The sequence below is a fragment of the Streptomyces sp. ISL-11 genome, assembly GCF_018614525.1.
Classification (GTDB): Bacteria; Actinomycetota; Actinomycetes; order Streptomycetales; family Streptomycetaceae; genus Streptomyces.
The window spans coordinates 24,573-37,105 of record NZ_JAGGOL010000076.1 but is presented as its reverse complement, the minus strand read 5'-3'; the positions used below and the strand labels follow the sequence as shown (position 1 = coordinate 37,105).

Annotated in this window: 11 protein-coding genes; 2 read left to right on the top strand and 9 right to left on the bottom strand. The window is 70.2% G+C overall.

Annotation, left to right across the window (positions count from 1 at the left end; genetic code table 11):
• Window positions 1–356 precede the first annotated feature (356 nt).
• From J7E86_RS17035 to thyX, 3 genes are all read right to left on the bottom strand, one after another.
• Window positions 357–2,042 carry a ribonuclease J gene (locus tag J7E86_RS17035; RefSeq protein WP_215082542.1) on the bottom strand — a complete coding sequence of 562 codons (1,686 nt, stop codon included), beginning with the start codon at window positions 2,040–2,042 and terminating at the stop codon, window positions 357–359.
• A 150-nt stretch (window positions 2,043–2,192) separates the two neighbouring features.
• A complete protein-coding gene (gene dapA / locus J7E86_RS17030) occupies window positions 2,193–3,092 on the bottom strand; it encodes a 4-hydroxy-tetrahydrodipicolinate synthase (RefSeq protein WP_215082541.1) in 900 nt (299 codons plus the stop codon).
• 200 nt (window positions 3,093–3,292) lie between these two features.
• The gene (gene thyX / locus J7E86_RS17025) at window positions 3,293–4,033 is read right to left on the bottom strand and encodes an FAD-dependent thymidylate synthase (RefSeq protein ID WP_215082540.1); all 741 of its coding nucleotides are present in this window, start codon (window positions 4,031–4,033) and stop codon (window positions 3,293–3,295) included.
• A 207-nt stretch (window positions 4,034–4,240) separates the two neighbouring features.
• Here thyX and J7E86_RS17020 point away from each other — a divergent pair, with 207 nt between their 5' ends.
• On the top strand, window positions 4,241–4,483 hold the full coding sequence (locus tag J7E86_RS17020) for a hypothetical protein (protein WP_215082539.1): 243 nt from the start codon (window positions 4,241–4,243) through the stop codon (window positions 4,481–4,483).
• A 92-nt stretch (window positions 4,484–4,575) separates the two neighbouring features.
• The gene (locus J7E86_RS17015; protein ID WP_215082538.1) at window positions 4,576–5,148 is read left to right on the top strand and encodes a hypothetical protein; all 573 of its coding nucleotides are present in this window, start codon (window positions 4,576–4,578) and stop codon (window positions 5,146–5,148) included.
• A gap of 277 nt (window positions 5,149–5,425) precedes the next feature.
• Here J7E86_RS17015 and J7E86_RS17010 read toward each other — a convergent pair whose 3' ends face one another.
• The 6 genes from J7E86_RS17010 to eccD form a co-directional block, all read right to left on the bottom strand.
• Window positions 5,426–5,887 (bottom strand): hypothetical protein, encoded by a 462-nt coding sequence (locus J7E86_RS17010; protein WP_215082537.1) that lies wholly within the window; start codon window positions 5,885–5,887, stop codon window positions 5,426–5,428.
• Between the two features lie 5 nt (window positions 5,888–5,892).
• The gene (gene dapB / locus J7E86_RS17005; RefSeq protein ID WP_215082536.1) at window positions 5,893–6,645 is read right to left on the bottom strand and encodes a 4-hydroxy-tetrahydrodipicolinate reductase; all 753 of its coding nucleotides are present in this window, start codon (window positions 6,643–6,645) and stop codon (window positions 5,893–5,895) included.
• 48 nt (window positions 6,646–6,693) lie between these two features.
• Window positions 6,694–8,073, bottom strand: coding sequence for a pitrilysin family protein (locus J7E86_RS17000; RefSeq protein ID WP_215082535.1), 1,380 nt, complete (start codon window positions 8,071–8,073; stop codon window positions 6,694–6,696).
• On the bottom strand, window positions 8,070–10,295 hold the full coding sequence (locus tag J7E86_RS16995; RefSeq protein ID WP_215082544.1) for a polyribonucleotide nucleotidyltransferase: 2,226 nt from the start codon (window positions 10,293–10,295) through the stop codon (window positions 8,070–8,072). Before J7E86_RS16995 ends, J7E86_RS17000 begins: the two co-directional genes overlap by 4 nt.
• 255 nt (window positions 10,296–10,550) lie before the next feature.
• Entirely contained in the window at window positions 10,551–10,838 is a 288-nt protein-coding gene (gene rpsO / locus J7E86_RS16990; RefSeq protein WP_215082534.1) for a 30S ribosomal protein S15, read from the bottom strand.
• A gap of 194 nt (window positions 10,839–11,032) precedes the next feature.
• Window positions 11,033–12,484, bottom strand: coding sequence for a type VII secretion integral membrane protein EccD (gene eccD / locus J7E86_RS16985; protein ID WP_215082533.1), 1,452 nt, complete (start codon window positions 12,482–12,484; stop codon window positions 11,033–11,035).
• Window positions 12,485–12,533 lie beyond the last annotated feature (49 nt).

Sequence of the window (12,533 nt, the reverse complement as noted above, 5' to 3'; positions counted from 1 at the left end):
TGAGTTCTCAAGGAACGGACGCTTCCTTTGTACTCACCCTCTCGGGCTTTCCTCCGGGCGCTTCCCTTCGGTATTTCGTGTTTCCAACCTTACCAGATCCGTTTTCCGTTCCGTTTCCGGTTCGGACTTCGTTTCCGGTCCCCCTGTTGGAGCGGGGTTTGCCTTCTCGCTTTCGCTTTCCGGCTTCACCGACTTTATCAGATCTCTCCGAGTCGATTTCCCCACCGCCTGCGGAACGATCCTTCACGCACTGGGCGTTCCGGGGTTCCCCTCGCGGTGGAACCGTAAACCTACTGGACGGCCGCGCCCGGATGCAAATCGGCACCGGGGCGGCCGTCCGTTCGGCTGATGTGGCGTCAGACCTCGACGACCACGGGGAGGATCATCGGGCGCCGGCGGTAGGTGTCGGACACCCACTTGCCCATGATCCGGCGGACGAGCTGCTGGATCTGGTGGGGCTCCAGAACGCCGTCCGAGGCCGACTTGGCGAGGGCGTCCTCGATCTTGGGGACCACCGCGGTGAACGTGGAGTCCTCGATGCCCGAGCCGCGCGCGTGGATCTGCGGGCCGCCCACGAGCTTGCCCGTCGTGCTGTCGACGACGAGGAAGACCGAGATGATGCCCTCGTCGCCGAGGATGCGGCGGTCCTTGAGCGAGGCTTCGGTGACGTCGCCGACCGAGAGGCCGTCGACGTACACGTACCCGGCCTGGACCTTGCCGACGATCTTCGCGTGACCGTCCACCAGGTCCACCACGACGCCGTCCTCGGCGATCACGATGTGGTTCTTGGGGACGCCCGTCAACGCGCCGAGCTCCGCGTTCGCCCGAAGGTGGCGCCATTCGCCGTGGACCGGCATCAGGTTGCGGGGCTTGCAGATGTTGTAGAAGTACAGCAGCTCGCCCGCGGAGGCGTGGCCCGAGACGTGGACCTTGGCGTTGCCCTTGTGGACGACGTTGGCTCCCCATCGGGTCAGGCCGTTGATCACGCGGTAGACCGCGTTCTCGTTGCCCGGGATGAGGGACGAGGCCAGGATGACGGTGTCGCCCTGGACGATCCGGATCTGGTGATCGCGGTTGGCCATCCGGGACAGCGCGGCCATCGGCTCGCCCTGGGAACCCGTGCAGACCAGCACGACCTCGTCCGCCGGCAGGTCGTCGAGGGTCTTCACGTCGACGACGAGGCCGGCCGGGACCTTGAGATAACCCAGGTCACGGGCGATGCCCATGTTGCGGACCATCGAGCGGCCGACGAAGGCGACCCGCCGACCGTACTCGTGCGCGGCATCCAGGATCTGCTGGATGCGGTGCACGTGGCTGGCGAAGCTGGCCACGATGATGCGGCTCTGGGCGTTCGCGAAGACCGTGCGCAGGACATTGGAGATGTCGCGCTCGGGGGGCACGAAGCCCGGAACCTCGGCGTTCGTGGAGTCCGAGAGCAGCAGGTCGATGCCCTCCTCGCCGAGCCGCGCGAAGGCGGGCAGGTCGGTGAGGCGGCGGTCCAGCGGAAGCTGGTCCATCTTGAAGTCGCCGGTGTGCACGGCCATGCCGGCCGGGGTGCGGATGGCGACCGCGAGGGCGTCGGGGATGGAGTGGTTGACCGCGACGAACTCGCAGTCGAAGGGACCGATGCGCTCGCGGTGACCCTCGACGACCTCAAGGGTGTACGGGCGGATGCGGTGCTCCTGGAGCTTGGCCTCGATGAGCGCGAGGGTCAGCTTGGAGCCGATCAGCGGGATGTCCGGCTTTTCACGGAGCAGATACGGGACGCCGCCGATGTGGTCCTCGTGGCCGTGCGTGAGCACGATGCCTTCGATGTCGTCGAGGCGGTCCCGGATGGACGTGAAGTCCGGCAGGATCAGGTCGACTCCGGGCTGCTCCTCCTCGGGGAAGAGCACTCCGCAGTCGACGATCAGCAGGCGGCCGCCGTATTCGAAGACGGTCATGTTGCGGCCGATCTCGCCGAGGCCGCCGAGGGGCGTGACGCGAAGGCCGCCCTCGGGGAGCTTCGGCGGGGGACCGAGTTCAGGGTGCGGGTGACTCAAAAGACTCTCCTCACCACGCACGCCACATGTCCACCCGGGACACATGGCGCGCGCGACATTCGTGCACTTGCAGTTGTTTTCGGTGTTCAGTTGTGAAGTCTGTGGCCGGAGGCTGCCGCGGCGGATGGTGCGCGCCGGGTGTGCCTCTGGCTAAAGCTCTACCCCGCCGGCGGCGAGATCGCGCTTGAGCTGCTCGGTCTCCTCCGGGGAGAGCTCGACCAGCGGCAGTCGCAGGGGCCCGGCGGGCAGGCCCTTGAGGGCCAGGGCGGCCTTGGTGGTGATGACGCCCTGAGTGCGGAACATACCGGTGAAGACCGGCAGCAGCTGCTGGTGGATCTCGGTGGCCTTGGTGACGTCACCGGCGAGGTGGGCGCTCAGCAGGGCGCGCAGCTCGGGGGCGACGAGGTGGCCCACGACCGAGACGAAGCCGACGGCGCCGACGGACAGCAGCGGCAGGTTGAGCATGTCGTCGCCGGAGTACCAGGCGAGGCGCGAGCGGGCGATGGCCCAGCTGGCGCGGCCCAGGTCACCCTTGGCGTCCTTGTTGGCGACGATCCTGGGGTGCTCGGCCAGGCGGACGATCGTCTCGGTGTTGATCGGGACGCCGCTGCGGCCGGGGATGTCGTAGAGCATCACCGGCAGACCGGTGGCGTCGGCGATCGCGGTGAAGTGCCGGAGCAGGCCCTCCTGCGGCGGCTTGTTGTAGTACGGGGTCACGGCGAGGAGGCCGTGGGCGCCCGCCTTCTCGGCGGCGCGGGCGAGCTCGACGCTGTGGCGGGTGTCGTTGGTACCGGCTCCGGCGACGACGTGGGCGCGGTCCCCGACCGCCTCGACCACGGCCCGTACGAGCTGGGCCTTCTCCGCATCGCTGGTGGTCGGCGACTCGCCGGTGGTGCCGTTGACGACGAGGCCGTCGTTGCCGGATTCCACCAGGTGGGCGGCGAGTCGCTGCGCGCCGTCGAGATCAAGGGCGCCTTCGGCGGTGAAGGGCGTGACCATGGCGGTCAGGACCCGCCCGAAGGGCGTCTGCGGTGTGGAGGTCGGAGCCATGAGGGCCACGCTACTCGTTGCTCACCGTGAGGTGCTCCCTCGGGGAGTGCGAAAGGGATCCCGGCACTGCCTGCTCGGGGGTTCAAGCAGTGCCGGGTCCGTTTATTCAGCCTAGATGAAAGTCAGGAAAAGCCGCAATACGGACACCTTAGCTACTGGTGCGTACGCCGCACGCCGTCACTTCCCCGACGATCCGGACGTCACGGAGCGACGCGGCCGTTCTTGTTGAAGGCGGCGTAGGTGAGCGGCATGAGCTTGGCCCACTCCGCCTCCATCTTCTCGCCGACCATCTCGATCTCGCGCTGCGGGAAGGAGGGGACGGCCGCCTGCTCGTGCTGGGTGCGCAGACCGAGGAAGTGCATCAGCGAGCGGGCGTTGCAGGTGGCGTACATGGAGGAGAAGAGACCGACCGGCAGGACCGAGCGGGCGACCTCGCGGGCGACGCCCGCGGCCAGCATCTCCTGGTACGCCTCGTACGCCTGGCGGTAGGAGTCCTCCATGGCGCGGGTGGTCAGCTCGTGCTGCGCGTCGGTGCCCTCGACGAAGACGTACTTGCCGGGGCGGCCCTCCTGGACCAGCTTGCGGTCCTGGCCGGGGACGTAGAAGACCGGCTGGAGCTCGCGGTAGCGGCCGGACTCCTCGTTGTAGGACCAGCCGACGCGGTGGCGCATGAACTCGCGGAAGACGAGGATCGGGGCGCTGATGAAGAAGGTCATCGAGTTGTGCTCGAAGGGGCTGCCGTGGCGGTCGCGCATCAGGTAATTGATGAGCCCCTTGGACCGCTCGGGGTCCTTGGTGATCTCTTCGAGGGACTGCTCGCCGGCGGTGGAGACGCGGGCGGCCCACAGCACGTCGGAGTCGGCGGCGCTGTGCTTGACCAGCTCGACGGTCACGTCTCCGCGGAATGTGGGCTTTGCGGTCTCGGTGGGGCTCTCGGTCACCGGCGGGGTCCTTCCAATCGCGTTGCTCGGGCGGCGCCCAGCCTACGGGCCACCACTGACAGCGGCCGCGTGCCGGAGCGCGGTTCGCGGGAGTGCCGGGGCGCCCGTTGAGATTTTTCACAGAAGTCGCCGAAAACGGGCACCTAAGGCGCTCTTCGCACGTCCTTATGTGTGACACCACACTCGAGGTTCCTAGGAGAGCCCTTCATGTTCCGCCGGCGAGAGCCCGTGCCATTCGCCTTCGTCGCCGAAGCCGAGCGTTATCGCAGCAACGTCACGCCGCCGCCCCGAGATCGCGCCAGTCTCTCCCAGATCGCCGCACGGGCGCTCATGGGGCTCACGGTCACCGCGGGGCTGGTCGGGGCGCTGCTGTTCGGCATGCCGTCGTTGCAGACCGGCGCGCAGAACACGCACCACACCCAGCAGTCGGAAGCCAGGGAAGGCCGCTGACGGCTCCCGTCCGGCCGCCCCGAGGCGGCGGCGCCCCCGGCCCGGCCACCCTGACGTGGCCGGGCCTTTTGCCTATCGTTTAACCTCGCCCAATGCCCCTGCCCTTTCTGACAGCCGACCGTGGCGCCGCGGCCCGCGAACCCGCGACGCCCCGGGCCCCGCACACGGTCGAGCCCCTGCCCTACGAGGACGAGTCCCGCTGGCGGCGTCCGTACCGTCCCGGCCCCTGGCGGGTCGCCGGCGCCGCACTGGTGCTGCTGCTCGCCTCGTACGTGCTCTTCTCCGCGCTGATCATCGCCCTGGCCGGCTCGCTGCCGGTTGCCGGGGCCTGTGTGGTCCTGGCCGCGCTGATGATCACGGCCGCGGTGCGGCTGGTGCGCGTGGGCATCTGGCTGAGCCCCCGGGGGCTGCGGCAGGTCCGTCTGCTGTCGAGCACCGTGGTGCCCTGGCAGGAGGTCGCCGGCGTGCGGACCGTACAGCAGCCGGTGCGGTGGCTCGGGCTGCCGCGCACCGTCCAGGGCCAGGCGCTGGTCGTGCACCGCGCGCAGGGCGAGCCGCTGCCTGCGGTGATCACCGACCACGGCGCCGACTTCCTGGCCCGCCCCGACGCCTTCGGCGTCGCGGCCGACGCGGTCGAGGCCCGGATCGCCGAGTACGACCACTAGGCGGCGTCCGGTGGCTCTTCGACCGCGGGCCGTCTCTGCCGCCTGGCCGCCTGCGGCGGGGCGGGCCGTCCTTGCCGCCTGCGGCGGCGGGCGCCCTGCGGGCGCGTCCTCAATCGCCGGACGGGCTTGATTTCGGCTGAGCTCAGCCGCTTTCAGCCTGTCCGGCGTTTGAGGACACAGCACAGCAGCCTGTCCGGCGATTGAGGACACCACCGCGCAGCGGTGGTGCGCACGACACAGCCCCCAGCACCCGCTCACATGACCCGCCGGACACGGCCTACGCGGCGTCGACCCGTACCGGCTTGCCGTCGTGCAGGGCGATGGCCCGCTGCATGGCCTTGCGGGCCCGCGGGGTGTCACGGGCGTCGTGGTAGGCGACGGCGAGCCGGAACCACGTACGCCAGTCGCCCGGGGTGTCCTCCGTCTCGGCGCGGCGCCGGGCGAAGACCTCGTCCGCGGAGTCGCGGTCGATGCGGCCGCCGGGCGTCCGCGCGAGCTCGTCGACCGGCAGGCCGCCCTCGGCCTCCAGCTCCCGGGCCAGGCGGTTGGCGTCCCGGGCGAACTTCGTCGTGTGGTACAGGAACCAGGCACCGATGAACGGCAGGACCAGCACCGCGGCGCCGAAGGCGACGGTGATGGCCGTGCCCTGCTCGATGAGCATGACGCCGCGGCTGCCGACCAGGACGAAGTAGACGACCAGGACGGCGGCCAGGGCGAAGTAGACGATCTTGGCGCGCACGGTCCTCAGCCCAGGTCCAGGAAGTGTTCCAGGCCGAACGTCAGCCCAGGGGTGTCCACCACGCGCCGCGCGCCCAGCAGGATGCCGGGCATGAAGCAGCTGTGGTGCAGCGAGTCGTGCCGGATGGTCAGCGTCTCGCCGGTGTCGCCGAACAGGACCTCCTGGTGGGCGAGCAGACCGCGCAGCCGCACCGCGTGCACCGGCACGCCGTCGACGTCCGCGCCGCGCGCGCCCTCCAGGCCGTGCGTGGTCGGGTCCTCCTGCCGGGGCAGGCCCGCCGTCTCCCGGGCCGCCGCGATGAGCTGGGCGGTGCGGGTGGCGGTGCCGGAGGGGGCGTCGGCCTTGCCGCGGTGGTGCAGCTCGACGACCTCGACGGACTCGAAGAACCGGGCCGCCTGCTGGGCGAAGGCCATGGTCAGGACCGCGCCGATGGAGAAGTTCGGCGCGATGAGGACGCCCGTGGAGGGCGAGGCGTCCAGCCAGGAGTTCAGCCGCGCGAGACGGTCCTCGGTCCAGCCGGTGGTGCCGACGACGCCGTGGATGCCGTGGCCGACGCAGAACTCCAGGTTCTCCATCACCGAATCGGGGTGGGTCAGCTCGACCGCGACCTGGGCTCCCGCCTCGGTCAGCGCGTCCAGCTTGTCGCCCCGGCCCAGCGCGGCCACCAGTTCCATGTCGTCGGCGGCCTCGACGGCCCGTACGGCCTCGGCGCCGATCCGCCCCCGGGCGCCGATGACCGCCACGCGCAGCTTGCTCATCCTTGGTGCTTCCTTCTCTCGGGCCCGGCGGTGATCGGCCGGGCTCTGTCAGGCCACGACGTCGTGGAGCCTGGCCGCCTGCTTGTCCTTCAGCGGGCCGATGACCGACAACGACGGACGCTGTCCCAGTACATCGCGGGCCACCTCGCGGACCTCGTCCGGGGTGACGGCCGAGATGCGCGTCAGCATGTCGTCGACCGACATCTGCTCGCCCCAGCACAGCTCGCTCTTGCCGATGCGGTTCATCAGCGCGCCCGTGTCCTCCAGGCCCAGGACCGTGGAGCCGGAGAGCTGCCCGACGGCGCGGGTGATCTCCTCGTCCGTCAGCCCGTCCGACGCGACCTTGTGCAGCTCGTCGCGGCAGATCTTGAGCACGTCGTGGGCCTGGCTCGGGCGGCAGCCGGCGTAGACGCCGAAGAGACCGCAGTCGGCGAAGCCCGAGGTGTAGGAGTAGACCGAATAGGCCAGACCGCGCTTCTCGCGCACCTCCTGGAAGAGGCGCGAGCTCATGCCGCCGCCGAGGGCGGTGTTGAGCACGCCGAGCGCCCAGCGGCGGTCGTCGGTGCGGGCCAGGCCCGGCATGCCGAGGACGACGTGCGCCTGCTCGGTCTTGCGGCCCAGCAGCTCCACGCGGCCGGCGGTACGGATCGTCCGGGCGCCGGTGCGCGGGGCGACGGGCACGGCGTCCGTACGGGTCAGGGCGCCGGCCTTGTCGAAGGCGGCGCGCACTTGGCGGACGACCTTGGCGTGGTCGACGTTGCCCGCGGCGGCCACGACCAGGTGGGTCGGGTCGTAGTGCTTCTTGTAGAAGCGGGCGACCTGGTCGCGGGTGAGGGCGTTGATCGTGTCGACCGTGCCGAGCACCGGGCGGCCGAGGGGGGTGTCGCCCAGCATGGTGTGCGCGAACAGGTCGTGCACGCAGTCGCCGGGGTCGTCCTCGGTCATCGCGATCTCTTCGAGGATCACACCGCGCTCGGCGTCGACGTCCGACGCCTCGATGAGCGAGCCCGTGAGCATGTCACAGACGACATCGATGGCGAGCGGCAGGTCGGTGTCGAGGACACGCGCGTAGTAGCACGTGTACTCCTTCGCCGTGAAGGCGTTCATCTCGCCGCCGACCGCGTCTATCGCGGCGGAGATGTCCAGCGCGCTGCGCTTGGCGGTGCCCTTGAAGAGCAGGTGCTCCAGGTAGTGCGTGGCGCCGTTGAGCGTGGGGGTCTCGTCGCGGGAGCCGACGTTGGCCCAGATGCCGAAGGTCGCGGAGCGTACGGACGGCAGGGTCTCGGTGACCACGCGCAGGCCACCGGGGAGGGTGGTCCGGCGGACCGTGCCGATGCCGTTCTCGCCCTGGAGAAGCGTTTGGGTACGGGCGACGGCCCGCCCCTCCGAGGAGGTGCGGGCCGTCTTCCGTGTACTACGGGACGTCACTTGTCGGACTCGTCCTTGGTCTCGTCGGCCTTCTCGCCGTCCTCGCCCTCGATCACGGGGATCAGGGAGAGCTTGCCGCGCTGGTCGATCTCGGCGATCTCGACCTGCACCTTGGCGCCGACGCCGAGCACGTCCTCGACGTTCTCCACGCGCTTGCCACCGGCGAGCTTGCGGATCTGCGAGATGTGCAGCAGGCCGTCCTTGCCCGGCATGAGGGAGACGAACGCACCGAAGGTGGTGGTCTTGACGACCGTACCCAGGTAACGCTCGCCGACCTCCGGCATGGTCGGGTTGGCGATCGCGTTGATCGTGGCGCGGGCGGCCTCGGCCTGCGAGCCGACCTGGGCACCGATGTAGATGGTGCCGTCGTCCTCGATCGTGATCTCGGCGCCGGTGTCCTCCTGGATCTGGTTGATCATCTTGCCCTTGGGGCCGATGACCTCACCGATCTTGTCCACGGGGATCTTGACGGTGATGATCCGCGGGGCGTTGGGGGACATCTCGTCCGGGGTGTCGATCGCTTCCATCATCACGTCGAGGATGTGGAGGCGGGCGTCGCGGGCCTGCTTGAGGGCCGCGGCCAGGACGGAGGCCGGGATGCCGTCCAGCTTGGTGTCCAGCTGGAGAGCGGTGACGAACTCCTTCGTACCGGCGACCTTGAAGTCCATGTCACCGAACGCGTCCTCCGCACCGAGGATGTCGGTGAGGGCGACGTAGTGCGTCTTGCCGTCGATCTCCTGGGAGATCAGACCCATGGCGATACCGGCGACGGGGGCCTTCAGGGGCACACCGGCGTTCAGCAGCGACATGGTGGAGGCGCAGACCGAGCCCATGGACGTCGAGCCGTTGGAGCCGAGGGCCTCGGACACCTGACGGATCGCGTACGGGAAGTCCTCGCGCGACGGCAGCACCGGCACGATGGCGCGCTCGGCCAGGGCGCCGTGGCCGATCTCGCGGCGCTTCGGCGAACCGACGCGGCCGGTCTCGCCGACGGAGTACGGCGGGAAGTTGTAGTTGTGCATGTAGCGCTTGCGGGTCACCGGGGAAAGGGTGTCCAGCTGCTGCTCCATACGGAGCATGTTGAGGGTGGTGACGCCCAGGATCTGGGTCTCGCCACGCTCGAAGAGCGCCGAGCCGTGCACGCGCGGGATGGCCTCGACCTCGGCGGCGAGGGTACGGATGTCCGTCACCCCGCGGCCGTCGATGCGCTTCTTCTCCTTGATGACGCGCTCACGGACCAGGGACTTGGTCAGCGAGCGGTACGCGGCGGAGATCTCCTTCTCGCGACCCTCGAACTGCGGGAGCAGCTTCTCGGCGGCGATCTCCTTGACGCGGTCGATCTCGGTCTCGCGCTCCTGCTTGCCGGCGATGGTGAGCGCCTGGGCGAGCTCGCTCTTGACCGCGGCGGTCAGCGCCTCCAGGACGTCGTCCTGGTAGTCGAGGAAGACCGGGAACTCGCCCTCGGGCTTGGCGGCCTTGGAGGCGAGCTCGGCCTGGGCGCGGCACAGGACCTTGATGAAGGGCTTCGCCGCCTCCAGACCGGCGGCGACGACCTCCTCGGTCGGGGCCTCGGCGCCGTCCTGGACCAGCTGGACGGTCTTGTCGGTGGCCTCGGCCTCGACCATCATGATCGCGACGTCGCCGTCCTCCAGGACACGGCCGGCCACGACCATGTCGAAGACGGCGTCCTCGAGCTCGGTGTGGGTCGGGAACGCGACCCACTGGCCCTTGATCAGAGCGACGCGGGTGGCGCCGATCGGACCGGAGAAGGGCAGGCCGGCGAGCTGCGTGGAGCAGGAGGCGGCGTTGATCGCGACCACGTCGTACAGGTGGTCGGGGTTGAGCGCCATGATCGTCTCGACGATCTGGATCTCGTTGCGCAGGCCCTTCTTGAAGGAGGGGCGCAGCGGGCGGTCGATCAGGCGGCAGGTGAGGATCGCGTCCTCGGAGGGCCGGCCCTCGCGGCGGAAGAACGAGCCGGGGATCTTGCCGGCCGCGTACTGCCGCTCCTCGACGTCCACCGTGAGGGGGAAGAAGTCGAGCTGGTCCTTGGGCTTCTTGGACGCGGTGGTGGCCGACAGCACCATGGTGTCGTCGTCCAGGTAGGCGACGGCGGAGCCGGCGGCCTGACGGGCCAGGCGGCCCGTCTCGAAGCGGATGGTGCGGGTGCCGTAGGAACCGTTGTCGATGACGGCTTCGGCGTAGTGGGTCTCGTTCTCCACCAGGGATATCTCCTCGTCTGCGTCCGCCGCCCGTGTGGCGGGGGACGTGGGCGGAGGTGCGCCGTGCTGGCCGGTCTTCGATCGAAGCACCCGGATTTCCCTGATCCGGGGGCCACTACCGAGGACCGGCGGCGAGCCGGCCGCTCCTCCTCATACGGTCATGCGTCGTGGGACCAGACTACAAAGGTTCCGGTCTCCACGAGATACGCGAAGGGAGCGGCCCCCAGATGTGGGAACCGCTCCCTTCACGACGTCTTACTTGGCGCCCGCGGCACCGCGGCGGATGCCGAGGCGCTCGACCAGGGCGCGGAAGCGCGTGATGTCCTTCTTGGCCAGGTACTGCAGCAGGCGGCGACGCTGACCGACCAGGAGCAGCAGGCCACGACGCGAGTGGTGGTCGTGCTTGTGCTCCTTGAGGTGCCCGGTCAGGTCCGAGATACGGCGGGTGAGCATCGCGACCTGGACCTCGGGGGAGCCGGTGTCGCCCTCCTTGGTGGCGAACTCGGCCATGATCTGCTTCTTCGTTGCGGCGTCGAGCGACACGCGTACTCCTTGAAATCTCTGTAACAGCCGCCGAGTGCCCCTGGTCTTGGTCTCAGGGGAGCTTCCGTTACTCGGGAGGCGAGGTCCGCTGGGCGCTGTCCCCAGAGGCCCGTCAGGGCGTTCCGGAGGCGCGTACACAAACGGCCGTTACACACAGTACCAGCCCGGCCCAGCGGCCCCGCCCCGGCCCGGGCTCAGCCCGCGGAGAGGCCGCGCGCGGTCGCGTACAGGTCGAGGACGGCGAGGCACAGCGGCACGAGGGCCAGCAGGAGCACGCTCTCGGCAATATCGGAGACGCGCCCCCAAAAGGGTGACAGACCCTTGTCGGGGACGATCAGCGCGACCGCGGTGAACACCGCGCCACCCACGGTGACGGCCGCGGCGAGCCAGAGCGTACGGACGTCCAGGGAGCCCGCGGCGTCGGCGGGCGGCCGCAGCGCGAGGCCGAGGACCAGCAGGGCCAGGGCGGCGAGGCCTGCGCCCAGGACGGCGGCGACCTGCGCGGTGTAGCGGAAGAGGCGGGCGCGCAGCAGCATCGCGAGCCCGGCGGCGAGGGCCAGGAGGCGGGTCCAGGGGCCGCCTGTCTGTCCGGAGAAGGAGAGGACGGCGGTCGCCCCGACGACGACGGCCGCGCAGCCGCCGACGAGGCCGAGCAGGAGTTCGTGGCCGCGGCGGACCTGGGCGGCAATGCGCTCGGCGTCTATGGGGTCGGGCGTCTGGTGGGTACGGGGTCCGTCGAGGTCGTCGGCGGCCGCAGCGCGGGGAGCCGCGTAGCCGATGGGCAGCCGGGCGACGCGGGCCGAGAGACCCGGCAGGAAGGCGATGGCCCCGATCGCGACGACGGCGCAGACGGCCGCCGCGTCGGCCGGGCGGGTGCCGGTGAGGATCGCGCAGAAGGCGGCGAAGGTGCCGGTGGCCGCGGCGGTGAGGGCGGCGACGAAGGGCGCGTCGCCGCTGGGCATCACGGCGACGAGCACGGCGGAGGCGACGAGCACGGCCGCACATCCGAGCAGGAACTGCAACCGCCCGGCCCCCTCCCCCGGTCCCGGGCCGAGCACGGCGGATCCGGCGATCATCAGATGTGGCAGAGCGGCGAGCCCCAGGGCGACGGCGGAGGTGCGGTCGGTGTAGACCCGGGCCCGTACGCCTGCGAGGGCGGTCAGCAGCACCCCGACGACGGCGGCTATGGCACCGGGCAGACCGTGCATGTCGTGCCGCACCGGTTCGGCAAACCACAGCGCGAACCCCATAAGCCCGAGCAGCGCCGCCCCGCCGACCAGCCCGGAGGCCCGCAGCAGCCGGTCGTCCCACAACGTCCGGTCCCGGGTGACGGCGGAGGCGACGGCATCGGTGACGTCGTCGTGCACGGCGGGCGGGAGGGATTCGGCGAAGGGGCGGAGGCGCAGTACCGCGCCGTCCAGGACACGCTGGGCTCCCAGCGAGCGGGCGGAATCCAGAGTGACACCGTCCAGGCCCACCAGGTGGTACCCGGGTGGGGTGCCCTCGGGGGTGCGCTGGCCGGTCAGGCGCAGAATTTCCGGAAGGAGGTCGCCGAGGGCGACATCATCCGGAAGAGCGACATCGACGCGGCTGTCGGGTGCGACGACCGTCACCCGACAGAACCCCGTCGTCATGGTCGAACTCACGCGTGCTGCCCTCCATATGACATGCCGTTCCGTTTGCGGCCGTGCGCGC